The 25671-nt window shown below is 68.9% G+C and carries 23 protein-coding genes; 14 read left to right on the plus strand and 9 right to left on the minus strand.

Going from position 1 to position 25671, the window contains the following annotated elements; all coding sequences use genetic code 11:
- Window positions 1–27: 27 nt before the first annotated feature.
- Both GH681_RS03460 and GH681_RS03465 read left to right on the plus strand, forming a co-directional pair.
- Window positions 28–753: a fumarate reductase iron-sulfur subunit gene (locus tag GH681_RS03460; RefSeq protein WP_153160062.1), complete on the plus strand. Its 726-nt coding sequence runs from the start codon at window positions 28–30 to the stop codon at window positions 751–753.
- A 231-nt stretch (window positions 754–984) separates the two neighbouring features.
- Window positions 985–1872, plus strand: coding sequence for a helix-turn-helix domain-containing protein (locus tag GH681_RS03465; RefSeq protein ID WP_153160063.1), 888 nt, complete (start codon window positions 985–987; stop codon window positions 1870–1872).
- A gap of 171 nt (window positions 1873–2043) precedes the next feature.
- On the opposite strand, the gene GH681_RS03470 is transcribed toward GH681_RS03465, so the two are convergent.
- Genes GH681_RS03470 through GH681_RS03480 form a run of 3 tightly spaced genes read right to left on the minus strand, consistent with a single transcriptional unit; the run spans window position 2044 to window position 5588 of the window.
- The gene (locus GH681_RS03470) at window positions 2044–3084 is read right to left on the minus strand and encodes an alpha/beta fold hydrolase (protein ID WP_153160064.1); all 1041 of its coding nucleotides are present in this window, start codon (window positions 3082–3084) and stop codon (window positions 2044–2046) included.
- 60 nt (window positions 3085–3144) lie between these two features.
- Window positions 3145–3912: an SDR family NAD(P)-dependent oxidoreductase gene (locus GH681_RS03475; protein ID WP_153160065.1), complete on the minus strand. Its 768-nt coding sequence runs from the start codon at window positions 3910–3912 to the stop codon at window positions 3145–3147.
- 23 nt (window positions 3913–3935) lie between these two features.
- Window positions 3936–5588 carry an NAD(P)/FAD-dependent oxidoreductase gene (locus tag GH681_RS03480; RefSeq protein WP_153160066.1) on the minus strand — a complete coding sequence of 551 codons (1653 nt, stop codon included), beginning with the start codon at window positions 5586–5588 and terminating at the stop codon, window positions 3936–3938.
- A 363-nt stretch (window positions 5589–5951) separates the two neighbouring features.
- Between GH681_RS03480 and GH681_RS03485 the strand changes: the two genes are divergently transcribed.
- Window positions 5952–6863 (plus strand): transporter, encoded by a 912-nt coding sequence (locus GH681_RS03485; RefSeq protein ID WP_153160067.1) that lies wholly within the window; start codon window positions 5952–5954, stop codon window positions 6861–6863.
- A 650-nt stretch (window positions 6864–7513) separates the two neighbouring features.
- Here the strand turns inward: GH681_RS03485 and GH681_RS03490 are convergent.
- The 4 genes from GH681_RS03490 to ada all read right to left on the minus strand — a co-directional run bounded on the left by GH681_RS03490 (window position 7514) and on the right by ada (window position 11927).
- Window positions 7514–8938: a hypothetical protein gene (locus GH681_RS03490; protein ID WP_153160068.1), complete on the minus strand. Its 1425-nt coding sequence runs from the start codon at window positions 8936–8938 to the stop codon at window positions 7514–7516.
- A gap of 338 nt (window positions 8939–9276) precedes the next feature.
- Window positions 9277–10146 carry a DNA-3-methyladenine glycosylase gene (locus tag GH681_RS03495; RefSeq protein WP_153160069.1) on the minus strand — a complete coding sequence of 290 codons (870 nt, stop codon included), beginning with the start codon at window positions 10144–10146 and terminating at the stop codon, window positions 9277–9279.
- Between the two features lie 69 nt (window positions 10147–10215).
- The gene (gene alkB / locus GH681_RS03500; protein WP_153160070.1) at window positions 10216–10866 is read right to left on the minus strand and encodes a DNA oxidative demethylase AlkB; all 651 of its coding nucleotides are present in this window, start codon (window positions 10864–10866) and stop codon (window positions 10216–10218) included.
- Window positions 10863–11927, minus strand: coding sequence for a bifunctional DNA-binding transcriptional regulator/O6-methylguanine-DNA methyltransferase Ada (gene ada, locus GH681_RS03505; protein WP_153160071.1), 1065 nt, complete (start codon window positions 11925–11927; stop codon window positions 10863–10865). Before ada ends, alkB begins: the two co-directional genes overlap by 4 nt.
- A gap of 270 nt (window positions 11928–12197) precedes the next feature.
- On the opposite strand from ada, the gene GH681_RS03510 reads away from it, so the two are divergent.
- The 3 genes from GH681_RS03510 (at window position 12198) to GH681_RS03520 (ending at window position 14930) form a co-directional block, all read left to right on the plus strand.
- On the plus strand, window positions 12198–13703 hold the full coding sequence (locus GH681_RS03510) for an aldehyde dehydrogenase family protein (protein ID WP_153160072.1): 1506 nt from the start codon (window positions 12198–12200) through the stop codon (window positions 13701–13703).
- A 102-nt stretch (window positions 13704–13805) separates the two neighbouring features.
- Window positions 13806–13946: a hypothetical protein gene (locus GH681_RS03515; RefSeq protein ID WP_153160073.1), complete on the plus strand. Its 141-nt coding sequence runs from the start codon at window positions 13806–13808 to the stop codon at window positions 13944–13946.
- A 24-nt stretch (window positions 13947–13970) separates the two neighbouring features.
- Window positions 13971–14930: a ZIP family metal transporter gene (locus tag GH681_RS03520; RefSeq protein ID WP_228111767.1), complete on the plus strand. Its 960-nt coding sequence runs from the start codon at window positions 13971–13973 to the stop codon at window positions 14928–14930.
- 1 nt (window position 14931) lies between these two features.
- Here the strand turns inward: GH681_RS03520 and GH681_RS03525 are convergent, their stop codons facing one another.
- Complete coding sequence (locus GH681_RS03525) at window positions 14932–16398, minus strand: TIR domain-containing protein (RefSeq protein WP_153160074.1); 1467 nt, start codon at window positions 16396–16398, stop codon at window positions 14932–14934.
- Between the two features lie 152 nt (window positions 16399–16550).
- Between GH681_RS03525 and GH681_RS03530 the strand changes: the two genes are divergently transcribed.
- From GH681_RS03530 to GH681_RS03565, 8 genes are all read left to right on the plus strand, one after another.
- Window positions 16551–17051 (plus strand): Dps family protein, encoded by a 501-nt coding sequence (locus GH681_RS03530; RefSeq protein ID WP_153160075.1) that lies wholly within the window; start codon window positions 16551–16553, stop codon window positions 17049–17051.
- Window positions 17052–17401: 350 nt separating this feature from the next.
- On the plus strand, window positions 17402–18847 hold the full coding sequence (aspA, locus tag GH681_RS03535) for an aspartate ammonia-lyase (protein WP_153160076.1): 1446 nt from the start codon (window positions 17402–17404) through the stop codon (window positions 18845–18847).
- 33 nt (window positions 18848–18880) lie between these two features.
- Window positions 18881–20185, plus strand: a complete 1305-nt coding sequence (locus tag GH681_RS03540) for a dicarboxylate/amino acid:cation symporter (protein WP_153160077.1) — start codon at window positions 18881–18883, stop codon at window positions 20183–20185.
- 178 nt (window positions 20186–20363) lie between these two features.
- Window positions 20364–21119 (plus strand): TSUP family transporter, encoded by a 756-nt coding sequence (locus tag GH681_RS03545; protein ID WP_153160078.1) that lies wholly within the window; start codon window positions 20364–20366, stop codon window positions 21117–21119.
- Window positions 21120–21170: 51 nt separating this feature from the next.
- Window positions 21171–23039 carry an ATP-binding protein gene (locus tag GH681_RS03550; protein ID WP_153160079.1) on the plus strand — a complete coding sequence of 623 codons (1869 nt, stop codon included), beginning with the start codon at window positions 21171–21173 and terminating at the stop codon, window positions 23037–23039.
- Entirely contained in the window at window positions 23032–24357 is a 1326-nt protein-coding gene (locus tag GH681_RS03555; protein WP_153160080.1) for a sigma-54 dependent transcriptional regulator, read from the plus strand. The genes GH681_RS03550 and GH681_RS03555 overlap by 8 nt, the downstream gene beginning before the upstream one ends.
- 229 nt (window positions 24358–24586) lie before the next feature.
- The gene (locus GH681_RS03560; protein ID WP_153160081.1) at window positions 24587–24868 is read left to right on the plus strand and encodes a DUF6156 family protein; all 282 of its coding nucleotides are present in this window, start codon (window positions 24587–24589) and stop codon (window positions 24866–24868) included.
- A 46-nt stretch (window positions 24869–24914) separates the two neighbouring features.
- Window positions 24915–25133, plus strand: a complete 219-nt coding sequence (locus tag GH681_RS03565; RefSeq protein WP_153160082.1) for a Nif11-like leader peptide family natural product precursor — start codon at window positions 24915–24917, stop codon at window positions 25131–25133.
- A gap of 69 nt (window positions 25134–25202) precedes the next feature.
- Here GH681_RS03565 and cynS read toward each other — a convergent pair whose 3' ends face one another.
- Window positions 25203–25646, minus strand: coding sequence for a cyanase (cynS, locus tag GH681_RS03570; protein ID WP_153160083.1), 444 nt, complete (start codon window positions 25644–25646; stop codon window positions 25203–25205).
- Window positions 25647–25671 lie beyond the last annotated feature (25 nt).

Genomic DNA, 25671 nt, shown 5'->3' on the forward strand with positions numbered 1-25671 from the left:
CCGCCCCCCCCCGCGAAAGGCCCCGCCATGACAGCCCCCCGCAGCCTCACCCTGCGCATCCTGCGCAGCAGCCCGGGCGAGGGCATCGCCCCCCACTGGCAGGATTTCCTCGTGGAGGAAGCCGAGGGCATGACCCTCTTCCTTGCCCTGGGCGAAGTCCGCGAGCGCCTCGACCCCTCGCTGCAGTTCGACTTCGTGTGCCGCGCCGGCATCTGCGGCAGCTGCGCGATGCTCGTCAACGGCAAGCCCACCCTCGCGTGCCGCTGCCTCACCCGCGACCTCGACCCCCTCATCACCCTGGCGCCCCTGCCGGTGTTCGAGCTGATCGGCGATCTGTCGGTGAACACCGGCAAGTGGATGCGTGGCACCGCCGAACGCCTCGAAACCTGGATCCACAGCCAGGAAGAAACCGCCCTCACCGCGGTGGAGGCCCCGATGGAGCCGGCCCTCGCCGAAGCCATCTACGAGCTCGACCGCTGCATCGAATGCGGCTGCTGCATCGCCGGCTGCGGCACCGCCCAGATGCGCCCGGATTTCGTCGGCGCCGTCGGCCTCAACAAGATCGCCCGCTTCCGCCTCGACCCGCGGGACACCCGCAGCGACGACGACTTCTATGAACTCATCGGCGACGACACCGGCGTGTTCGGCTGCATGAGCCTCCTCGGCTGCCACGACGTATGCCCGAAGGGGCTGTCGCTGCAGACGCAGATCGCGTTTTTGCGCCGCAAGATGGCGGTGGTCGGCATCAAGTAGGCCGCCCGGCCGATCCGGCCGCCGGTGTCCGCCGGCGGCCCATTTTCTTCCGATTGGTTTCTCCGTTTGTGCCGCGTGGGTGCGCCCCGTGGCCTGTCGGCCCGCGCGTGTCGCAATCACTTAATTTTATTCAATCATTTAATTAATCTTTGTATGATTGCAGCTCCACGGCGCAGCCCCTGACCTCCATCCCTCTGGCTCTCCGGTTTCATCTTTTGAAGCATTCGCGCGATGGCTAACCTGATTACTCCGCGGGACTTGCCCACCTGGGTGCCAGGCCGGATCACCTCGTCGAGCGACGGTCTGGGCTGGAAGAACGTCGGGCACCGGGCCTACCGCTACACCGGGCTCGACGTGCCGATCCCGCCGATGGATCACTTCATGGTGGTGCGCTACCACGCGGGCGTCACGCCGATGGACCGCTGCGTCGAGGGGCGCTGGAGCCGCAAGCGCTGCACGCCCGGCGACTTCTCGCTGCTCACCCGCTCTGAGTCGTCCCACTGGCACTGGACCCAGTGCATCGAGGTCTCCCACACCTATCTCTCCGAAGCCCTGATGGCCCGCGTGGCCTCCGACGTCACCGAGCGCAGCGTGGCCGAGGTGCGGCTGCACGACGTGCTGCAGGGGCAGGACCCGGTGGTCACGCAGATCGTCGATTCGATCACCCTCGAGGCGCGCCAGCGCGGGCTGGGCGGCAGCCTCTACGTGGAGGCGCTGTCGATCCAGCTGGCGGTGCATCTGTTCCGCAAGTACGCGCGCTTCACCTTCCGCGACGAGATGCCCGCCGGCCCGCTGTCGCCCAGCCGGGTGCGGCGGCTCGAGGAGTTCGTCGAAACCCACCTGCACGAAGGCATCACCATCGAGCAGATGGCCGAGACCCTCGGGCTCGGGATCTGGACCTTCACCAAGCACTTCCGCGCCTCGATGGGCTGTTCGCCCTACGAGTTCGTGATGACGCGTCGGGTCGAGCGGGCTGCGCGCCTGCTCACCACCCGCGGGCTGGCCATCAAGGAAGTGGCCGCCATGTGCGGCTTTGCCGACCAGGCCCACCTGACCCGCGTGATGCGTGCGCGGCTGGGCACCACGCCAGCCCGGCTGAAGAAGGACGGCGGCGCCTGACGCGGCGTTCGTCGGCCGTCCTGCAAGCCACGGTCTCTCCCAAACCCCCTCAGCGCCACCCAAAAAAAATGGCGCACCAGGTTGCCCTGATGCGCCGCAAAGGCACCCGCGGGGAGCGCCGGTGCCGTCGCGTCCCTGCTGAAGGACGACGTCACCTTTTCGGAGGTGGTGCTAGCGGGCGAGGAGTTCCCGCAGATGGCTGTCCACTTCGGCAATGGCGTGGGCGTCGGTGCCGAACAGGGCGAGGTGGCCGTCGATGCTGCTCACGGGGCGGAACTCGCTGTTCGGGATCAACTGCTGCTCGGCCACGCAGTCGCTGGGTGGAAAGAACATGTCGTGGCTGATCGGCATCACGAAGGTCTTGGCCTTGATGCGGCCCAGGGCTTCGGCGAGATTGCCGCCGGTGTGGCGGCTCACGTCGCCGCGCTGCCACTTCCAGGCCATGGCGAGCAGGTTGTTCGGGTCCATCGGGCCGAAGTAGCCGGTCATGAACTGGTCCACGAAGGCCGGCACCGATTCGAAGCCCAGCACCCGGTGGCGCCCGCAGCGGAAGAACTCCGTGCTCCAGCCCATCACCGTCCAGATCTTGGCGTGGCGCTTGAGGCCCGCCGCCACGTCGGCCGCCGATGAATAGTCGCCGTTGCGGAAACCCGGGTCGGTGGTGATCGCCTCGACAAGGGTCTCGGTGAACACGAAGTCATGCTCGGTGTTGCAGGCGGTGCCGGCGATGGGCGCGGCGCGCTCGACCATGTCCGGGTAGCGCACCGCCCATTCGTAGGTCTGCTGGGCGCCCATCGAGCCGCCCACCACCAGCGCCAGGCGGTCGATGCCGAAGTGTTCGGTGAGCAGCCGGTGCTGGGCGCGCACGTCGTCGCCGATGCGCACTTTCGGAAAGTTCGGCCCGGCGATGGCGGCCGGCGCGTTGCTCGGCGACAGGGACAGGCCGTTGCCGATCTGGTTCACCACGATGATGAAGTAGCGCGTCGGGTCGAGGGCGTGGCCCGGCCCGATGTACACCTGCTCCATGATCTTGCTGGTGCCGGAATACCAGGTGGGCACCAGGATGGCGTTGTCCCGGGCGGCGTTGAGGTTGCCGTGGGTGGCCACGGCGAGGGTGCAGTCGGGCAGCACGCCACCTTCCTCCAGCTCCAGCGAGCCGATGTTGATGGTCTTGAACGGACCGTGGTTGTCCTGGCTGTAATAGTTGTTCATGTCGATTTCCTCCGGTGGGTGCCCGGCCGCGCAGGGCGGCCGGTGCTGCGGGGTGGGGGCTCAGCGCGCGGTGTAGCCGCCGTCGATGACCAGCTCGGCGCCGGTCACCCAGCGCGACTCGTCCGACGCCAGGTAGACCGCGCCCCAGGCGATATCGTCCGGGGTGCCGGTGCCGCCCAGCGGATGCAGGGCGTCGAGGCTGGCCTTGGCGGCGCTGCGCTCCAGGCCGGCGTCGTGCACGTAGCGGTCCACCAGCGCCGTGAAGATGAAGCCCGGATGGATCGAGTTCACCCGGATGCGCTCGCTGGCGTAGGTCAGCGCGTCGTTCTTGCTCATGCAGCGCACGGCGCCCTTGGCCGCGTGGTAGGGCGGAATGTCGCCGCCGCCGACGATGCCGTAGATCGACGAGATGTTGATCACCGAGCCGCCGCCCGCCTGGCGCAGGTAGGGGATGACGTGCTTGGTGCACAAAAAGACCGCGGTCGCATCGACGGCCATCACGCGGTTCCACTCGGCCAGGGAGAGGCGGTCGGTGGGCACGTTCTCGCCCTCGATGCCGGCGTTGTTCACCAGCACGTCGAGGCGCCCGAAGGCTTCGAAGGCCGCCCGCAGCGCGGCGCTCACCTGGGCTTCGTCGGTGACGTCGGTCTGCACGAAGAGCGCCCGCCCGCCGCCCGCGGCGATACGTTCGGCCACCGCGCGGCCGTTGGGGTCGCGGTCGAGCACCGCAATGGCGGCGCCCTCGTCAGCCATGCGCTGGGCGATCGCCGCGCCCAGGCCGTTGCCACCGCCGGTGATGGCGGCGGCCTTGCCGGAAAGTCGGTTCATGTTGGGTGTCCTTTCCGCCTGGCTCAGCGCATCTCGAAGCCGGGGTAGCCCTGGCTCGCCAGCTGGTCGCACTTCTGGTTGTAGTTGCCCACCCCGCCGATGTACGACAGCAGCCGGCGCGGCTTGCCCTCGACGTTGGAGCCCATGTACCAGGAGTCGGTCTTCACCACGAGGGTTTTGTTGGCCGTCTCGTCGTGGTGCTGCACCCATTCGTCCTGCAGGGATTCGGTGGCCTCGACGACCTTCTTGCCGTTGCGGCGGGCGTAGTCGATGCAGTCGGTGATCCAGTCCACCTGCTGTTGCAGGCAGGTGGTCATGTTGCACAGGGCGGCGGAGGGGGCGAGGGGCGCGCCGGTGGTGAACAGGTTGGGGTAGCCGTGCACCTGCAGGCCCATCGCGGTGCGGATCTCCTGGCCCCATTCGGCCTTCAGGGAGCGCCCGTCGCGGCCGCGGATGTCGATCCGGGTGAGGGCGCCGGAGCCGGCGTCGAAGCCCACCGCGAGGATGATCACGTCTGCTTCGTGGATCACCCCGTCGGCGGTCTGGATGCCCTCGGGCACCACCCGCTCGATGGGCACCGTGCGGCAATCCACCGCCGTCACGTTGGGCTGCAGGTACACCTCCAGATACTTGTTCTCCAGCGGCACGCGGTGGGTGCCAAAGCCGTATTCGGTGGGGATCAGCAGATCGCACAGCGCCGGGTTGTGGTGCAGGCGCTCGCGCATCTTGGCGCGGACGAACACCGACACCTCCTCGCTCACTTCCTCGTCGAAGAACATCTCGGGGAAGGACGCCAGCCACAGGGCGAGGGAGCCGTCTTCCCACAGATTCTCGAGCACCGCGGTGCGTTCTTCCGGCGTCTTCTCGGCCCACGGGCCGGCGTCGAAGTCGTAGTCGAAGCCGGCGAAGGTGCTGCGCACGCGGGCCTTGAGCTCATGGAAGCGCGAACCCCATTTCTCCCAGTCCGCGCCCGAGTACTTGGGGTTGCGCATCGGGATCACGTATTGCGGCGTGCGCACGAAAATCTTCATCGAGCCCACCTCCGGCGCGATGGTCTGGATCACCTGGATGCCGGTGGCGCCGGTGCCCACCACCGCCACGCGCTTGCCTTTCAGATCGACCGGCTCCTTCGGCCACAGGCCGGTGTGGAAGATCTGGCCCTTGAAGCTGGCCTGGCCCGGGAAGCGGTCGGACAGCGGCGCCGACAGCATGCCGCAGCAGGCGATCAGGAACTGGGCGGTGATCTTCTCGCCGGCGGCGGTCTCGATCCGCCACAGGTCGTTGGCCTCGTCGAAATGGGCCGAGGCGATCCGGGTGCTGAACTGGATGTCCTTCTTCAGATCGAGGGTGTCGGCCACGTAGTTGAGCCAGCGCTCGGTCTCGGGTTGGGCCGGGAAGCGCTCGGAGGGCTGCCACGATTTGTACAGCTCCTCCGAGAACCAATACTGGTAGATCTCGGCCTGGGAATCGAAGCGCGCGCCGGGGTAGCGGTTCCAGTACCAGGTGCCGCCGACGCCGGTGCCGGTCTCATAGGCGCGCACCTTCATGCCCATCTCCCGCAGGCGGTGCAGCTGATACAGCCCGGCAACGCCGGCGCCAATGATGAGGGCGTCCAGATGCGTCACCTCGTCGGTGGCGGCGGGGGTGCGGGTCGGCTGGGGGCTATTCGTGCTCATTTTGTCTCCTTCACTTTCTTGTGGTGTGGCCGTCCCCCGGGGTGGGGCAAGCCTGCGGAAGCGGAGCGGCGTCGGGGGCAAAGCCGCGACTGCTGCTGCCGTGGAGACAATCTAGGGGCAGGGCCTGCCGGCGATCTTGTCGATCCTTGGCGATCTTTTGAACGAAACGGGAAATCGCCCGATTTAGCCGCCCGGGCGGCGCAAACCCCTGTTTTTGCGTGATTAGAATCGGCCCGGCACAAGATCGGTGGCATGCCGGCGAGGTTGTGGAAAGGGCTGGCGGAAGGCGCCCGGGTCTCGTGCGATCAAGAAGAAACGGCCGGGCACATCCGGCCGCCCAACCCCACATCAAAGGAGATCCCCATGAACGCATCCCTCTGCCACGCCCCCGCCCGTCGCCGGCCCCTCGGCGCGCTACTCGCCGCCAGCCTGATCGCCGCCACGCTGCCCGGCGCTGCCTACGCGGTCGCCGTCGATCCCGGCGACTACACCTACCTGCCGCCCGGCACCGGGCTCGCGCTGCTCTACTACCAGCACGCGTCGGGCAAATCCCTGTATTCCGGCGGGCACAAGGTGTCCGGCAATGCCGATCTCGACGTGGACGTGGGCATCGCGCGGGGCGTGAAGTACGTGGATGTGGGCGGCGTCACCGTCGCCCCGCAGTTCCTGCTGCCCTTTGGCCGGGTGCGCACCGGCGGCGACCTGGGCGGGCTGGACGTGGCGAGTGGCATGGGCGACCTGATCCTCGCCTCCACCATCTTCCTGCTCAAGGACGACCCCGGCCGGCGCTCCTTCGGCATCACCCCGTGGCTGTGGCTGCCCACCGGCAAGTACGACCCGCAACGGGCCCTCAACCCCTTCGGCGAGAACCGCTGGAAGTTCGCGCTGCAGGGCGCCGCCGTGGTGCCCCTGGGCGAAAAGTTCACCCTCGACCTCGTGGGCGACATGCAGTGGTTTGGCGACAACACCCACTTCGGCACCGACCGCCGCACCCTCAGCCAGCGCCCCATGTGGGAAGCCCAGGCCCACCTGCGCTACCACGTCGCCCCCACCACCAGCCTCCACCTCACGCTGTCGCAACTGGCCGGCGGCGAGACCGAGGTGGACGGCGCCCGCCAGAACGACCGCCAGCGCCGCACCCGCGCCCTGGTCGGCGCCGGGCACTTCTTCGCCCCCGGCTGGCAGCTACTCGGCTCCGCCGGCCGAGATCTGGCGGTGGAAAACGGCGTGCGGGAGGATCTGCGGATCAATCTGCGGCTGATGAAGGTGTTCTGACGGGAATTGCATCAAGCCCGGCCGCCTGCCCCGCGCGGGTGGCCGGGGGCGGTGGGTCCGAGCGTGAAGCCTGATCGGGCGTCGGGATGTCGGACTGAAGTCCGACCTACAGATTCCGCGTGCCAAGCCCCTGTAGGTCGGACTTCAGTCCGACACGCCCACCCCGCAGCCCCACCAAATCTCCAATCCACCCAGCCTCAACAAAAAAAACCGGCCAGCAAGATCCCCCGCCTTTCCAGACAAATCCCCCATCGCCCCAGCCCTGCACGAAATCCGCCCAGCGTCATCCCGAACCTCGCCAGGTTTTCTCCGCAGCTCTCCAGCCCTGGGGCCATCCCCCCGAGGAAAATCCCGCCACGGAGATAAAAATTTCCGAAACCCTGCAGGAAAAACCCTTTTTCACGCAGGGGCTCGGCGAAATCGCAATTTTCGAGAAGACGCCGGCAATCAATTAATTCCGAATCGGCCAGAGGCTGCCCGAATCTGGAATTAATTAATTGCTCAGCGGTATTTCTCGACAAAGCCGCGAGCGATTTTTTAATAGCTGCGAGGAATTAAATTTAGGCCGGAAGCCGCAGAAAATATGCTGCCGGGCAATTTAACTGGAGCCCGGAGGGATTTTCCTGCGAAAGCCATGCCGGGCGCTGGGCTCAACCGGCGACTGGCGCCGCTTCAGGCGGGTCTTCCCCCCGCAGCTTCCCCCACACCTCATCGAGCAGGGCGCGGTACGTAGCGTCTTCCGGCACCGGGTGGATGGCGAGGTCGTCGAGGGCACCCTTGTAGAGCCGCTCCCCGCCGTCTTTCAGCGCCCGCTCCAGCTGCGGGCGGACCACCTCGACCGGCTCGCCGCGCAGGTGGGCGCAGTAGGCACGGTTGCCGAGGACGATTGGCTTGTCGTCGACGTCTGCTTCCGCTTGCTCAAACAGGCGGGCTGCCAGATCCAGGTCGGCTTGCCGTCGGTCCCGGATAGCCCAATCCGCTTTAGCCCGGCACAGCAGCATAAAGCCCACATCATTTCGCGCTTGACCTACCGGTACTCGCAGGGTCGTGTCCGTGGCGTAGCGGGCCTCAATGAGGTCTAAGGCGGCGATGGCTTCGGCGGTGCGTCCGAGTCGCTGAAGGGCGACGCCCTTGTTGACGAGCGCAGTTAGCACCGGCTCGCGCAGGGCTGTGTCGTGGGCGTGGCGAGCCTCGACAAGGTCGAAGGCGGCGACGGCTTCATCTAGATGTCCAAGGCGTTCGAGGGCGGCGCCCTTATTGTTCAGGGCCCATGCCGCGATGTGTGGTGGCGCATCAGGGGCCTCCAACACACGTTGCCAGTATTGGGCGGCATCTTCGAACTTGCTGTCCCCAAGGGCTGCAAAGGCGCGGTCATTCCAGTCGTTAAAAGAGTACTCAGCTTCCGCCTTGTGGCGCAGGTTTTCGGCCTGGGCCTGCAAAGCTTCGAGGGCTTCGGGTGAGGCGGGGGGCGTCGTCTGGCCGGCGGATTGTGCGATGGCAGCCTGGAGCTGCCGCTTGGCGTCTTCAGCCAGAGCATTCGTTTCGGCCATCGTTCTGTTGGTGTGAGCGATGAGCTTGTCGCTGAGCTGGGCCTTGAGCTGGTTGATCTCGTCTTCGAAGGTCTGGATGTGGGTACGGGAGTCGGCGGCAAAGTCTTCGGCGGCTTTGATCCGTTGTTTCAGGTCGGCTTCGTGGGTTTTCAGCCAGTCGTCGACGGCCTTCCTGGCTTCGTCCTGGGCTTCCTTGCGGGCCTTGGTGCTGGCGGTGTAGTAGCCGACGAAGCCGGCGATGATGGCGAGGAGGGTCAGGAGAATGCCGAACCAAGTGAGGGAAATGCTCACATCCCCGATCCGGTTTCCCTGCTGGTCGATCCGCTTGTCCTGGTTATCCACCCGCGTGCCCAGCGCGGCGACATCCTTCTGCAGGCTCTCCTTCGCCGCGTCCAGCTTGACCTGGGCGAGTTCCTTGTAGGCGTTGAAGTCGGATTCTGGGACGGTCTTGTCTTCGGCGCCCGCGGGGCCGGCGAGGGCAAGGGCGAGGAGGACGGGGGCGAGGAAATGGTGGGCGGTTTTCATCGTTCGGGTGCTTGCGCGATGGTTTGCCGGGAGCATAGCGCAGGAATGACGGGGCGGTGGGTGGGTGTCCGCGGGCGACTGAAGTCGCCCCTACAGATAACTCGCGTTATGTGAGCTTCGACGCGGCGTGCAAGGTCTCAGTCCGTAGGTCGGGTTAGCCCAGCGGGCGTAACCCGACGCGCCCGCATGACCCTGATGCGTCAGCGTTTCCATCGGCATCTTTTCCCGCGCTCGGTAGTCCTTGCTGGTGCGTCCCGTCCGCGTGGGATGGTGTTGTGGTGTCGGGTTACGCCCGGAGGGCTAACCCGACCTACGCCCGAGGGACAGGCTGGCGCCTGTCAGCTTGCCCACAGCAGCGCCGCGACCAGCGCTCGCCAGGGGGCGAACTGGGCGAGCCAGGTCTGGGTTTCCTTGGGCGTGGGCGGGGTGTCGTGGCCGAGGAGAGCCTGGAGTTTGCGGCGGACGGCCACGTCGCCGTGGAGGGAGCCATCCATCTGGGCGAAGCCGCGGAGCAGGGTGTAGTCGATGGTCCACGGGCCGATGCCGCGGAGCTGGGCGAGGGTGGCGTGGATTTCGGCGGCGGGGGTGCGGGTGTGCAGCCAGTGGTCGAGCGGCAGGTGGCCGTCGGCGGTGCGGCGGGCGACGTGGAGGAGGGTGGCGGCCTTGGTGGTGGAGTAGCCGGCGGCGCGGAGTCGGGGCTCGTCGAGGCGGGCGAGGGTGGCGGCGTCGGGGTAGCAGGCGAGGCCGCTGCTGTGGCGCGTGCCGGCGGCTTCGTTGGTTGTCTCGATCAGCCGGCGGCGGATGCTCACGGCGGCGGCGAGGCTGATCTGCTGGCCGGTGATGGCCCAGCTGAGGGCTTCGAAGGGCGTGGCGGCCTGGGGCACGCGCAGGCCGGGGAGGCGGGCGAGGAGGGGGCCGAGTTGCGGGTGATCCCCGTGGGCGGCGGCAAGCTGGGCGACGGGCTGGTCGAGGCCCAGCAGGTGGCGGGCGAGGGGGGCGACTTCCGCGGGATCGGGCGCGGGGCCGTCCACGTCGAGCCTTACCTCGGCCCGGCCGGGTGAGAGATCGAGCGTGAGGCGGGCCGGGTGGCCGTGCCACAGGATGCCTTTTTCGATGCGGCTGCCGGTGACCCGCTCGGCCACCTGGCGGGCGTCGCGGCCGTGGAAGGCGAGGAAATCGGCGGGGCGGAAGTCGGCGGGCAGTTGCATGGCGGGCGCGTTCGGGTGGGCTCAGTCGGTTTGTCGCCGGGCGGGCCGATGAGTTCGCGCCCGGGTGCTTCAGCCGGCCTTGCGCAAGGTGAGGTTGATCCGGCACGCGCCGGTGGCGGGGTGCTCGCCGTCCTTGAGCGGCGCGATGCCATGAAAGCGCAGCCGCGCCGGGCCGCCCCAGACGAAGACGTCGCCGTGCTGGAGCGGGATGCGCCGGGCCTTGTCGCCGCGGGCGTCGCCGCCCCACAAGAAGGTGGCCGGCAGGCCGAGGGAGACGGACACGATGGGCTGGGTGAAGTCCCGCTCGTCCTTGTCCTGGTGCAGGGCCATCCTGGCGCCGGGGGCGTAGCGGTTGATGAGGCAGGCGTCCGGGGTAAAGCCCGCAAAGCCGGCGCGGGCGGCGGCATCAAAGGCGAGGCGTTGCAGGAGCTGCGGCATGGCGGGCCAGGGGCGGTTGGTCTCGGGATCGGCGCTGGCGTAGCGGTAGCCGCGGCGGTCGGTGATCCAGCCAAGCTGGCCGCAGCTGGTGGTGCCCACCGACATGGGAAAGCCGCCGGGCGTGACCATGTGGCGGAAGGGCGCGGTGGCGCTCACCGCGTGGATGGCGGCGAGGAGGGCCGGGGCGTCGGCGAGGGCGAAGCCCGGCAGGAGTACCGCGCCCGGGTCGATGGGGATTTCAGCGGGTGCGGCGAGGTCGTCGAAGAGGCTGGCGGTGGTCATGTTTCTGCTTCGCGGTCGAGGAGGGTGCGCTTGCGGTCGAGGCCCCAGCGGTAGCCGGCGAGGGCGCCGTCGCTGCGCACTACCCGGTGGCAGGGGATGGCGACCGCCACCGGGTTGGCGGCGCAGGCGCCGGCCACGGCGCGCACGGATTTTGGCAGGCCCAGGCGCTCGGCGAGCTGGGTGTAGCTGAGGGTGCTGCCCGGCGGGATCACGCGCAGCGCCTGCCACACTCGCAGCTGGAAGGCCGTGCCGGCAAGATCAAGCGGCAGGTCGAGGCCGATGCGCGGGGCTTCGACGAAGCCGATCACCCGGGCCATCCACTGCTCGAAATCGGCGTCGCCTGCGATCAGCCGGGCGCGGGGGAAGCGTGCTTCCAGATCGGCCACCAGCCGGGCCGGGTCGTCGCCCAGGGCGATGGCGCACAGGCCGCGGGGGGTGGCGGCGACGAGGATCGCGCCGAGGCTGCACTGGCCCACTGCAAAGCGGATGTCGGTGCCGGCGCCGCCCTTGCGCCAGGTGCCGGGCGTCATGCCGAGCACGGCGTCGGCCTGGGTGTAGAAGCGGCTGGCGGCGGGGTAGCCGGCACCCAGCAGGGCGTCGGTGACGCTGGGGCTGTCGGCCAGCCCAGCCTGCAGGCGGCGGGCGCGGCTGGCGTCGAACCACGCCCGGGGGCTGAGGCCGGTGACGGCCTTGAAGACGCGCTGCAGGTGGTGCGGCGTGAGGCCGGCGGCGTCGGCCAGATCGGCGAGTTTGGGCGGGGTGTCGGCGGCGTCGATGCGCCGGCACAGATCGGCGACGAGGGCTGCGTGGCGTTCGGCCAGCGGCGGCGCATCCGGCCGGCAGCGCTTGCAGGGGCGGTAGCCGGCGGCTTCGGCGTCCGCCGCGGTGGGGTAGAAGCGTACGTGCTCCGGCCGGGGCGTGCGGGCGCCGCAGCTGGGGCGGCAGAACACGCCGGTGGTGCTCACGGCGTAGAAGAAGCTGCCGTCGGCGGCCGCGTCGCGGGCGAGGACGCGGGCCCAGCGCGGGTCGGCGGTGATCGGGCTGGCGGTGGCGGGTTTCATGGGGGGCTCCGGCTTGGGTGCTCGAACTGTAGACCGGCTTGGCGGCGCCTGCACTCCGCTTCTTGCGATGGAATCGTGCTTGCGCTGGTGGCGGCCCTGTAGGTCGGACGGCGGTCCGACACCGCGCATTGATCGGGCAGGGGCTGTCGGATTGAAGTCCGACCTGCGGGGGCTTGTGGTGATCGCTCCCGGAGCGAATTCTTGCCGGGTGCGGATTGTTGCGGCGGGAGGGGTGTCGAACAGCCATCACCGCCGGACAAGGAGTCTGCCATGGGCGCACCACTGCTTTCATCGGAAGTTGCCGCCATCTTCGGGGCCCTCGGGCAGCCGGCTCCGGCGGCGGGGGATTGGGCGGTGCGTTCGCCCATCGACGGCAGCCGGATCGGCATGGCCCCGCGGGCCGACGACGTGGCCGGCGCGGTGGCCCGGGCGCGGGCGGCCTTCCTGCGCTGGCGGCTGGAGCCGGCGCCCCGGCGGGGCGAGGTGGTGCGGCGCTTCGGGCTGCTGCTGCGCCGGCACAAGCCGCAGCTGGCGCGGCTGGTGAGCATCGAGAGCGGCAAGATCGTGGCCGAGGGGCTGGGCGAGGTGCAGGAGATGATCGACATGTGCGACTTCGCGGTCGGGCTGTCGCGCCAGCTCTACGGGCTCACCATCGCCAGCGAGCGGCCGGGCCACCGGATGATGGAAACCTGGCATCCGCTGGGGGTGGTCGGGGTGATCTCCGCGTTCAACTTTCCGGTGGCGGTGTGGGCCTGGAACGCCACGCTGGCGCTGGTGTGCGGCGACGCGGTGATCTGGAAACCGTCGTCGCGCACGCCGCTTACCGCGCTGGCCTGCCAGGGCCTGCTGCTGGCGGCGATGGCCGAGGCGGGCGACGTGCCGCCGGGGCTCAGCCAGGTGCTGGTGGGGCCGGCGGCCACGGGCCTGGCACTGGCCGATCATCCGGACGTGGCGCTGCTTTCGGCCACCGGCTCGACGGCCATGGGGCGGACGCTGGCGCCGCGGGTGGCTGCGCGCTTCGGGCGCTGCCTGCTGGAGCTGGGCGGCAACAACGGGATGATCGTCACCCCGTCGGCCGATGTGGAGCTGGCGCTCAGGGCGATCGTCTTCTCGGCGGCCGGCACGGCGGGCCAGCGCTGCACCACGCTGCGCCGGCTGATCGTGCATGAATCCATTGCCCCGGTGCTGCTGCCGCGGGTGGCCGCGGCGCTGGCGAGCTTGCGGGTGGGGCATCCGCTGGATGAGGCCACGCTGGTCGGGCCGCTCATCGACGAGGTGGCGCTGGATGCCCACCGGGTGGCGCTGGCCCAGGCGCAGGCCGAAGGCGGCCGTGTGGACGGCGGCGAAACGGTGGCCGTGCCGGGCTGCCCGGACGGCTGCTACGTGCGTCCGGCGCTGGTGGAGATGCCGGCACAGACCGCGCTGGTGGCCCGCGAGACCTTCAGCCCCATCCTCTACGCGCTGCGCTACCGGCGCTTCGAAGAGGCGATTGCGCTCCACAACGGCGTGCCCCAGGGGCTGGCCTCGTCGATCTTCACCACCGACCTGCGCGAGGCGGAGCAGTTTCTGGCCGCGGCGGGGAGCGACTGCGGCATCGCCAACGTGAACATCGGGCCGTCCGGCGCCGAGATCGGCGGGGCCTTTGGCGGCGAGAAGGAGACCGGCGGCGGCCGCGAGGCGGGCTCGGACGCGTGGCGCAATTACATGCGGCGGGCCACCAACACCATCAACTACTCTGGCAGCCTGCCGCTGGCCCAGGGGGTGCGCTTTGGCTGAGGGGCGATCAATTGACCCTATCGCGAGCAGGAATATTGGCAATTGGACTTGATGATCCGCAGCGGCAAGAATGCAATCATCAAGAGACAGGAGGTGACCGCCATGAGAACGATCCGCTACGCCAGCCACGCGGCCCACGCCAATGCCCAGGACCACCGCGTCCGCTTCGTGATCGGCTCGGTCGTCGTCGCCATCGGTGCAGCCTTGTGGCTCGCCGAGATGGCCCGCAGCCTCGTCGGCTGATCCGGCCGCGATCCGGGAGGAACGATGAACGATAACAACAGCGCCGGCGGCCTTGCGCTGGCCGGCGGCGAGATGGCGGGCCTTGCGTGGCGGGACGCCTGGCGCATCCAGGCCCGCCAGCATCCGTGGATGACCGGCGGGCTGGTGATCTCGCTGGCGGCGATGCTGCTGCTTCTGGCGAGCGGCGTAAGCGACGGCATCGCCGGCGGGGGCGAGCCCCTGCGGCTGGCGATGCTGGGCGGGCTGGCCGGCTTTGGCGCCACGGCGCTGGGCGCGCTGGCAGGGATCACCCTGCGCAAGCTGTCGGCCCGGGCCGAGGACAGCCTGCTGGGCTTTGCGGCGGGGATGATGCTGGCCGCCAGCTCCTTCTCGCTGATCCTGCCCGGCCTTGCCGCCGCCAAGGAGATGACCGGCAACGGCGCGATGGGGGCGCTCACGGTGACCGCCGGGATGGCCCTGGGCGTGCTGCTGATGCTGGGCCTCGACCGCTTCACCCCCCACGAACACGAGAGCACCGGCCCCTGCGGCCCGGGCTGCGACCGGGTGGGCAAGGTGTGGCTGTTCGTGCTGGCGATCACCCTGCACAACCTGCCGGAAGGCATGGCCATCGGGGTGAGCTTCGCCCAGGGCGACATGAACGTGGGCCTGCCTCTCACCAGCGCCATCGCGATCCAGGACATCCCCGAGGGCCTCGCCGTGGTGATGGCGCTCCGCGCCGCGGGCGTGCGGGCCTGGCCGGCGGTGCTGATGGCGGGGGCGTCGGGCCTGATGGAGCCGCTGGGCGCGCTGTTCGGCGCGGGCATCGCCGGCGGGCTGGCGCTGGCCTACCCTATCGGGCTGGGCCTGGCGGCCGGGGCGATGATCTTCGTGGTGTCCCACGAGGTGATCCCGGAAACCCACCGCAACGGCCACCAGACCTCCGCCACCCTCGGCCTGATGGCGGGCTTTGCGGTGATGATGTTCCTCGATACGGCGATGGGCTGAGTCAGCCGGGCGGTTTGGGGAGTGCGGCGCGGATCAGCGCGGCCTCCTCGGCCCGGCGGCGCTGGAGGGCGGGGAAGCCGGCCGGCATCCGCAGCGCCTCGATGGCATCGGCCAGCTCGGTCCAGCGCCGTCCGGCGATGAGCGGGGTGAGGGTGGCCCAGTGCCGCTGGCCGAAGCCCACGTTGAAGGCCAGCGACAGCAGGGCCGTGTGCACCGCGGCGGGTGTGGCGGCTTCGCCCACCTCCGGGTGGCGAGACAGCACGCCCTTCCACCACACCTCGACCACCTCCGGCACCAGCTGGGCAACGTCGGCCGGCTTGATGCGGATGCGTTCGAGGATCGGGTTGGCGGCGAAGGCAGCCTGGGCGTCGGCGTCGCGCTTGCCGGTGACGGCCAGCACCGCCTGCAGTTCGGCCGGGGTGAGCAGGAACTCATATCGGCGGCGGATCACCTCCGGCCGGGCCGTGGCCAGATCGGTGGCCGGGTCGATCCACCCGGAGCGGCCGAGCAGCTTCACGGTGCCGGCTACCCCTTCGCGCTTCATCAGGAAATCCAGATCGCCGCGAAAGCCGATCTGCGCCGCCAGCGTGGCCTGATGCTGGCGGGTGATGTCGGCAAGGCGCTCGGCGAGGCCGCGCTGCTCAATCTCGATGCCGGCCAGATCCGACGCGCCATCGGGCCGGGCCCGGGCGGCGGCGGCCAGCTGGTCGAGCCGCAGGGCGAGGGCGCGCAGCTCGGCGCTGCGGGCATGGAGGAGTTCCCGCTGGGTGGCGGCGAGGGCCACCTCGGCCCGCTGGCGCTGCTCGACGGCCACCGCTTCGGCATCCCGCGCCACCTTGGCCTGCCACATCGCCAGCACCGCGGCGATGGCGATGGCGGTGACGCCGCTCTGCACGAACAGCCGGTTGCGCCGGAGCTGGCGGACGTTGGCGTTGTCCAGCTCGTCGCGGCGCATGCCGCGCAGGGGCGCCGCGACGCTCGTCACCGCCTCGTGGAAGCGCGTGTTGTCGAGGGTGAGTGACTCGGCATCGGCCGCCCAGCGCAGATCCACGTGCAGGGGCTCTTCCGTCAGCCGGCCGGCGAGGCAGCGGGGCAGGGCGGTGCTGTGGGTCCAGTCGAAATCGCCGGCCTGCTTGTCCCACACGATCTCGCCGGCGGTGAGCACGATCAACAGGCGATCGACGCTGCGGTTGGTCAGCCACCATGCCACCTCCTCGCCGCACCAGGGCGACGCGGCCGACTGGGGGCTGGCGAAGAACAGCAGCCATTCGGCGGCTTCCAGGTGGGCGACGATGCCCGACCACAGGCCGGGGCTGGCGCTGAGGTCGGAGCCGTCGCGGAACACGTCCAGCCCGCGCAGCCTGAGCAGCGGCTTGCCGATGCGTTCCAGCCCGTCCTCGAAGGCCGGCGCGAGCCGGGCGTCGGCCGCGTGGCTGTAGGAGATGAAGGCGTGGTGATGGAGAGTCATGGCGGGCGCGCTCGTTCCGGGATGACGCCGCCCATCATCCGCCGGACGATTGGTTTTTCCAATCGTCAGCAGCGAACATGACAATTGGACGCTGCCCCCGGCCAGGCCTATACTCTCTCCATCGACGACGAACGACCGACAAGGAGACGACCATGAAAAAGAAAGCCACCAAGACCGCCGGCCCCGTGATGGACATCGGCATCAGCGCCGACGACCGGACCGAGATCGCCGCCGGCCTGTCGCGCCTCCTGGCCGACAGCTTCAACCTCTACCTGATGACCCACAACTTCCACTGGAACGTGAAGGGGCCGATGTTCAACACCCTGCACCAGATGTTCATGGCCCAATACACCGAGCAGTGGAACGCGCTGGACGTGATCGCCGAGCGCATCCGCGCCCTCGGCCACCCGGCGCCGGGCACCGGCAAGCTGTTCGCCTCGCTCACCTCCATCGACGAGCCCGAAGGCGTGCCGGCGGCGCTCGACATGGTCCGTCTGCTGGTGGCCGCCCAGGAAGCCACCGCCCGAACCGCCCGGGGCCTGTTCCCGCTGGTGGACAAGGCCAATGACCAGCCCACCGCCGACCTGCTCACCCAGCGGCTGGAAGTCCACGAGAAGACCGCCTGGATGCTGCGCAGCCTGCTCGAAGAATGAGCTGACCCCATCCCGGATGACGGCAGCAGCGTGCAAGGCGCTGCTGCCGTTTTTTTCGTTTCGCGCCTGCTCTTGTCGGGCTGAAGCCCGACCTACAGGTTCGCCGGCCCTCACGCCGTGCAGGTCGGGCTTCAGTCCGACATTCCCCGCTCCGATTCGTCCCCGATCGTTCGGATTTCCGAACGCCTTTTCCGGCGCAAATCCGGAAATCCGTTTTCCGTCTCGCGCCCTCAAATAAAAAATCCAATCCGATCAGTGTGTTGCTGTCTCCGGCAGGCTGGCACGCGCCGTGCAATGGATAAGGCATGGCGCCCGCAGTGGCGCTGCCAATAAAACCGGAGACAAAAAACATGACCACCCCCAGCTTCCGCCTCGAACACGATCTGCTTGGCGACCGCGAAGTCCCCGCCGACGCCTACTTTGGCGTGCACACCCTGCGGGCCCGCGAGAACTTCGACATCACCGGCATCTCCATCGTCGTCTATCCCGACCTGATCCGCGCCCTCGCCCAGATCAAGCAGGCCGCCGCCCGGGCCAACCAGAAGCTGGGCCTGCTCGACGCGACCCGCGCCGACGCCATCGTCGCCGCCTGCCGCGAGGTGATCGACGGCAACCTGCACGATCAATTCGTGGTGGATGTGATCCAGGGCGGTGCCGGCACCTCCACCAACATGAACGCCAACGAGGTGATCGCCAACCGTGCGCTGGAGCTCCTCGGCCACGCCCGCGGCGATTACGCGAAGCTGCACCCCAACGAGCACGTCAACATGAGTCAATCGACCAACGACGTGTATCCCACCGCCCTCAAGCTCGCCACCTACGTGGGCATCTTCCGGCTGATCGACGCGATGGCCGGGCTGAGGGGCGCCTTCGAGCGCAAGGCGGTGGAGTTCGCCGACGTGCTCAAGATGGGCCGCACCCAGCTGCAGGACGCCGTGCCGATGACCCTCGGCCAGGAGTTCTCCACCTACGCCGTGATGCTCGGCGAGGACGAAGCCCGCCTGCAGGAGGCCGCGCTGCTGATCCGCGAAATCAACCTCGGCGCCACCGCCATCGGCACCGGCATCAACGCCCACCCGGACTACGCCCCGCTGGTGTGCCGCAAGCTCGCCGAGATCAGCGGCATCCCGGTGGTCACCGCGCCCAACCTCGTCGAGGCCACCCAGGATTGCGGCAGCTTCGTGCAGCTCTCCGGCGTGCTCAAGCGCGTCGCGGTCAAGCTCTCCAAGGTGTGCAACGACCTGCGCCTGCTGTCGTCCGGCCCCCGCGCGGGCTTCGGCGAGATCAACCTGCCGCCGCGCCAGGCCGGCTCGTCGATCATGCCGGGCAAGGTCAATCCGGTGATCCCGGAAGTGGTCAATCAGGTGGCCTTCGAGGTGATCGGCAACGACATGACCGTCACCTTCGCCGCCGAAGCCGGCCAGCTCCAGCTCAACGCCTTCGAGCCGATCATTGCCCACAGCCTCTTCAAGAGCGTGCTGCACCTCACCAACGCCTGCCGCGCGCTGGCCAGCCACTGCGTCGAGGGCATCACCGCCAACCGCGACGCCCTTCGCGAGAGCGTCGCCCGCTCCATCGGCATCGTCACCGCCCTCAACCCCTACATCGGCTACGCCAACGCCACCGAGGTGGCCGCCGAGGCCCACGCCAGTGGCCGGGGTGTTGCCGAGATCGTGCTGGAGCGCGGCCTGATGAGCGCCGGCCAGCTGGCCGAGGTGCTGCGCCCCGAAGTGCTCACCCGGCCCCAGCCGATTCCGACCCTTCCCGCCAACGCGACGACCGCCCACGCCGCCTGATCCCCACCCGCATCCGACCTCGAGGAATTCATCATGAAAATGAACCGGCTCACGACCCTGATCGGCATCGCCCTGCTGCTCGGCGTCATCGTCGGCTACGCGTGCAACACGCTGGCCGGTAGTCCTGCCCAGGCGAAGGAGATCGCCAGCTACTTCGGCATCCTCACCGACATCTTCCTGCGCCTCATCAAGATGATCATCGCCCCGCTGGTGTTTGCCACCCTGGTGGCGGGCCTGGCCGGGATGGGTGACTCGAAGACCGTCGGGCGCATCGGCGCCAAGGCGCTGGGCTGGTTCGTCGGCGCGTCGTTCTGTTCGCTGCTGCTCGGGCTGGTGTTCGCCAACCTGCTGCAGCCGGGCGCCCACCTGGGCGTGCCGCTGCCGGACGTGGGTTCCGCCACCAACCTGAAGACCGGCGCCCTCAACCTGAAGGACTTCATCACCCACGTCTTCCCGAAGAACATCTTCGAGGCGATGGCGGCCAATGAGATCCTGCAGATCCTGGTGTTTTCGGTGTTCTTCGGGCTGGCCCTCGGCCACCTGCACAACCAGACCGCCCGCAGCCTGGTGTGCACGATGGAAGAGGTGGTGCACGTGATGCTGAAGGTCACCGACTACGTGATGCGCTTTGCCCCGGTGGGCGTGTTCGGCGCCGTGGCCGGTGCCATCACCACCCAGGGCCTGGGCATGCTGCTGGTGTTCGGCAAGCTGCTGGTGAGCTTCTACGTGGCGCTGGCCGCCCTGTGGTGCGTGCTCATCGCCGCCGGCTACTTCGTGCTCGGCAAGGATGTCTTCCGCCTGCTCAAGCTGGTGCGCGGCCCGATGCTGGTGGGCTTCTCCACCGCCAGCAGCGAGTCGGTGTATCCGAAGCTGATGGAACAGCTCGAGAAGTTCGGCATCCGCAACCGCGTCACCAGCTTCGTGCTGCCCCTGGGCTACTCCTTCAATCTGGATGGCTCGATGATCTACACCACCTTCGCCGCGCTGTTCGTGGCCCAGGCCTACGACATCCCGCTCACCCTCGGCGCCCAGATCACCATGCTGCTGGTGCTGATGGTCTCCAGCAAGGGCATCGCCGGCGTGCCGCGTGCATCCCTGGTGGTGGTGGCCGCCGTGCTGCCGATGTTCGGCCTGCCGGAAGCCGGCCTGCTGCTGGTGCTGGGCATCGACCACTTCCTCGACATGGGCCGCACCGTGACCAACGTGCTCGGCAACGCCATCGCCACCGCCGTGGTGGCCAAGTGGGAAGGCGCCATCGACCCGGTGGACCCGGCCCTCGCCGACATCGAAGAGGCCCTGCCGGTGGAAGGCGACGACAGCGTCCCGGCCTTGGCTTGATGGGAAGGTGGGTAGTGGGGAGTAGGGAGTGGGGCCCACTTCCCACTTCCCATTCCCCACTCCCCACCCACCCACCCACCCACCCACCAACGATCCTCCCTGATGAGGGCGGCCCTCCCATCCGCCCCATCTCCTTGCCCGGCGCTCCCCCGCGCCGGGCTTTTTTCCCTTCCGGATCATGACTATCGACTGGTTCATCCTCGCTCCCGCAGCCTTCTTCGCCGGCATGGTCGATGCCGTGGTGGGCGGCGGCGGGCTCATTCAGATTCCCGTGCTGCTGACGTCCTTCCCTCAGACAGCCATCCCGACCCTCTTCGGCACCAACAAGGTGTCGAGCATCGCCGGCACCGGCGCCGCCCTGTGGCGCTACGCCCGGGCGGTGAAGATCCCGTGGCGGCTGGTGCTGCCCGCCACCGGCGCGGCGCTGGTGGGCGCGTGGCTCGGTGCGGCGGTGGTGGCCTGGCTGTCCCGCGAGGCGATGCGCCCGCTGGTGGTGGTGATGATGCTGGCGGTGGCGATCTACACCTTCCTGCGCAAGGATCTGGGCCAGACGGAGACCCACGAGCCGCGTCCCGGCGACGCCTGGCGTGGCGCGCTGTTCGGGCTGGTGATCGGGCTCTACGACGGCTTCTTCGGGCCGGGCACCGGCAGCTTCCTGATCTTCGGTTTCGTGCGCCTCTTCGGGATGGACTTTGTGCGCGCTTCGGCCAGCGCCAAGGTCATCAACAGCGCCACCAACGTGTCGGCCATCGCCTTCTTCGCCAGCCACGGGCCCATCCTGTGGGCGGTGGGCCTGACAATGGCGGTGTGCAACCTCGCCGGTGCCCAGCTCGGCACCCATCTGGCGCTGCGTCACGGGGCGGGCTTCATCCGCAAGGCCTTCCTGCTGGTGGTGGCGGTGCTGATCGTCAAGCAGCTCCACGATCTGCTCTGAGCCCGCGCGCCGCCGCTGCTACCATAGGATCAACCCCCCGCATTGACCACCATGTCCCGCCGATTCCTGCACAGCCTGCCGATCTTCCTGCTGATGCTGGCCCTGATGAGCCTGACCGGCTTCGTGGCCCACCGGCTCGCCGAGCAGCTGGGCCTGGCCGAGCTGCAGGCCACCGGGCTGCACCGGCTCGACCTGTACTCCGCCAGCCTGGAGCGCGAGATCGGCAAGTACGCCTTCCTGCCCGGCACGCTGGGGCTGGAGCGCGACGTGCTCGACCTGCTGCGCCAGTCCGACGGCGCCCACCTCGCGCCCCAGGTCAATGCCTATCTCGAACAGCTCAACGAGCGCGCCGGCACCCTGTCGATCTACGTGATCGACGCCAAAGGCCACGTGGTGGCCACCAGCAACTGGCGCCGGGCCGACAGCTTCATGGGCGAGGACTTGTCGTTCCGCCCGTATTTTCGCGACGCCATGGCCACCGGCAGCGGGCGCTTCTTCGGCATCGGCACCACCCGCGGCGAGCCCGGCTACTACCTGGCCTCCACCCTGGTGGACGACAGCCGTACCCTGGGCGTGGCGGTCATCAAGGTCAGCCTCGACCAGCTGGAGAAAACCTGGAGCACCGTCGAGGCGCCGGCGATGGTCAGCGACGAGAACGGCGTGGTGATCCTCGGCTCGGTGGCCGACTGGAAGTTCACCACCCTGCGCCCGCTGGACGACGCCACCCGCAGCGCCTTCGACCAGACCCTGCAGTACAACCGCCGCGCCCTCAAGCCCCTGGGCCTGCAGGAAATTGCCGAGCTCGACCACGGCGCGCGCCTCGTGCGCATCGCCCGCGCCTCGCCCGAGCCGGTGTCGGTGTATCCGGTGGCCGGGCGTTTCCTGGCGCAATCGCGCCCGCTGCCCGGCACGCCGTGGACGCTCACCGTGCTGTCGCACCTGGAACAGGTAGACGACATGGTCCAGAGCCGCACCGCGCTGGCGGTGGTGGGCGCGGCCTTCATCTTCATGCTGGGCATGATGCTCGATGAGCGCCGCCGCCACCTGAAGGCCAAGCTCGCCGCCCGCGCCGCCTTGCAGAAAGCCCACGACGAGCTCGAACGCAAGGTCGAGGAGCGCACCGCCGACCTCTCCGCCGCCAACCAGCAGCTACAGGGCGAGGTGGTCGAGCGCACCGCTGCCGAGCGCACCTTGCGCGCCGCCCAGGACGAGCTGGTGCAGGCCGGCAAGCTGGCGGTGATCGGCCAGCTCGCCACCGGCATCGCCCACGAGCTCAACCAGCCTCTGGCCGCGCTGCGCACGCTCTCCGGCAACGCCGCGCGCTTTCTGGAGCGGGGCGACACCGATACCGCCCGCTCCAACCTCGAACGCATCGGTCACCTGGTGGACCGCATGGGCAACATCACCGGCCAGCTGCGCGCCTTCGCCCGCAAGTCCAGCGGCCAGGCCCAGCCGGTGGCCCTGTGCCGTGCCATCGACAACGCCCAGGCGCTGCTCGAACAGCGCCTGCGCCAGAGCCGCGCCGAGGTGCGCCGCCACTGCCCGCTGCCCGAACCCTTCGCCCTGTGCGACGCCAACCGGCTGGAGCAGGTGCTGGTCAACCTGATCGGCAACGCCCTCGACGCCATGGACGACGTGCCCGAACCGTGCATCGAGCTCGACGTGGCCGTGTCCGGCGACCGGGTGCGCCTGTCGGTGCGCGACCACGGCCCGGGCCTCGCCGACGAGGCGCTGGCCCACCTGTTCGAGCCCTTCTTCACCACCAAGTCGGCCGGCGCCGGGCTGGGCCTCGGGCTCACCATCTCCGCCGGCATCGTGCGCGACTTCGGCGGCACGCTCACCGGGGCCAACCACCCGGAAGGCGGCGCCGTGTTCACGCTGGACATCCCCCTTGCCGACGAGACCGCCCGCCATGAGTGAAACCCCCAAGGTGCTGATCATCGAGGACGACCCGGACGTGGCTCTGGGCTGCGAGCAGGCCCTGCAGCTCGAAGGCATCGCCGCCGAATGCGCCGGCAGCGCCGAAGCCGCCCGGCGCCGGCTGGGGCGGGATTTTCCCGGCGTGGTGGTGAGCGACATCCGCCTGCCGGGCCTCGACGGCATGGCCTTCCTGCGCGAGCTGCTGGCGCTGGACCCGCAGCTGCCGGTGGTGATGATCACCGGCCACGGCGACGTGACCATGGCCGTGCAGGCCATGAAGGACGGCGCCTACGACTTCATCCAGAAACCCTTCGCGCCCGAATACCTGGTGGACGTGGTGCGCCGCGCACTGGAGAAACGCCGGCTGGTGATGGAGGTGCGCGATCTGCGCCACCAGCTCGAGCAGCGCGACCAGCTCGAAGGCCGGCTGATTGGCCGTGGCCCGGGCATGGAGAAGGTGCGCGCGCTGGTCAGCGGCCTCGCCGACAGCGCCGCCGACGTGCTGATCCACGGCGAGACCGGCACCGGCAAGGAGCTGGTGGCCCGCTGCCTCCACGAGGCCAGCGCCCGCCGCAAGGGCAACTTCGTCGCCATCAACTGCGGCGGCCTGCCCGAAACCTTGTTCGACAGCGAGATCTTCGGCCACGAGGCCGGCGCCTACACCGGCGCCGCCAAGCGCCGCATCGGCAAGATCGAGCACGCCAGCGGCGGCACGCTGTTCCTCGACGAGATCGAGACCATGCCGGTGGCCATGCAGATCAAGCTGCTGCGGGTGCTGCAGGAGCGCACCCTGGAGCGCCTTGGCTCCAACACGTCCATCCCCATCGACTGCCGGGTGATCGCCGCCACCAAGTGCGATCTGCTGGCGCTCTCCGCCAAGGGCGGCTTCCGCAACGACCTGTACTACCGCCTGAGTGTCGCCACCATCAACCTGCCGCCGCTGCGGGAGCGCCGCGACGACATCCCGCTGCTCTTCGAGCACTTCCTGCTCCAGGCGGCGGCCCGCCACAACCGCCCGGTGCCCGACACGCCGGCCGGGCGCATCCAGCAGCTGATGGGCTACCCGTGGCCGGGTAACGTGCGCGAGTTGCGCAACGTGGCCGACCGCTGCGTGCTGGGCATCGAAGGCGGCTCGCCGCCCTTCGGCGAGGCCCGCCCGGACGGCCCCCAGCCGCTCGCCGAGACCGTCGAGGCCTTCGAGCGCGCCCTCATCGCCGACGCCCTGCGCCGCCACGGCAGCCTCGCCCGCGCGGCCGAGGCGCTGGCCGTGGCCAAGACCACGCTCCACGACAAGATCCGCAAGTACGGGCTGGGCTGAGAGGCCGGATTCTCCTGTAGGTCGGATGTAGGTCGGACTTCAGTCCGACAACGCACGCCGAGAAACGCACCGCTCGCGCCCCACCTCCGAATGTCGGACTGAAGTCCGACCTACAGGGCGCCCCCTGACGTGTCGCCGCCGGGCTGTTTGGCACCGAAATTGCTGTGAGGGTCCACGCCCCCGTGATTTCCGGGGTTTTTGTCAACAACCCGACACGGCTCATCCCACCATGACGGCCAACAACGTCACCACGCGCTACTTCACCAGCTACAGCGGCGTGCGCCTGCCCCTCAAGCTCGTCGGCGAGCTGGCGAGCGAGGACATGCGCAACCGCAACACCTTCTACCGGGGCGGCTTCGATGCCGACGGCCGGCTGGTGCGGTGCGAGAAGGTCGTCTATGGCGAGATCGAGGTGTGTCACGAGTACCGGTATCACGCCGATGGCCGGCTTGCGCAGGCCCTCATCCACGACGCCAACGGGGAAGAGGAATGCCTCGACTACCCGGCGTGAGGCGGGTTTCGTGAATGCCGGTGCTCACCACCCACAAGGAGTCAGCATGTCCGTCGCACCCATCAAAGCCTTTTCCGACAAAGCCCGCGCCACTGCCGAACTGGGCGCCCAACTGAAGGCCTGCCAGAAGATCAAGGAGCTGCGCGCCCTGGCCCTGGCCGAAGGCTTCGAGATCGAGGAGAACTCGCTCTACCCGCCCAACGAGCCGCAATTCACCGAAGACCAGCTCTCCGAGCGGCTGGTGAAGGCCCTGCTGCGCGCCTGAGCGCCGACGGTACGCCCGAAGCCCCGTCCCGCTGCGGCAGGCCGGGGCTTCGTGCGTTCACTCGGTCTTTCAGTAGGTCTTGTAGGGCAGGAACTTGCCGCTCATGGTGATGCGCACCCGGTCGCCCTTCGGGTCGGGCTCGCGGGTCAGATCCATGTTGAAGTCGATGGCGCTCATGATGCCGTCGCCGAACTCCTCGTGGATCAGCGCCTTGAAGGTGGTGCCATACACGTTGATGAGCTCGTAGAAGCGGTAGATCAGCGGGTCGGTGGGCACGGCGGTTGGCAGCGAGCCCTTGTAGGGCACCACCTGCAGCTGGGTGATCGCCGCTTCCGGCAGATCGAGCGCCGCGCCGACGGCCTTCGCCTCGGCCTCGGTGAGGGTCATCTGGCCCAGCAGCGCGGCAGTGCTCCATTCCTTGCTGTGGCCCACCACCTCGGCCAGCTGGGCCCAGGTCAGCTTCTTCTCGATCTTGCGGGTGACGATCAGGTCGGTGACTTCTTCGCGGTTCATCGTGGACTCCTGGAAGGGAAGTCCG

Source organism: Zoogloea sp. 1C4 (assembly GCF_009469605.1).
In the GTDB taxonomy this organism is placed as follows: Bacteria; Pseudomonadota; Gammaproteobacteria; order Burkholderiales; family Rhodocyclaceae; genus Zoogloea; species Zoogloea oryzae.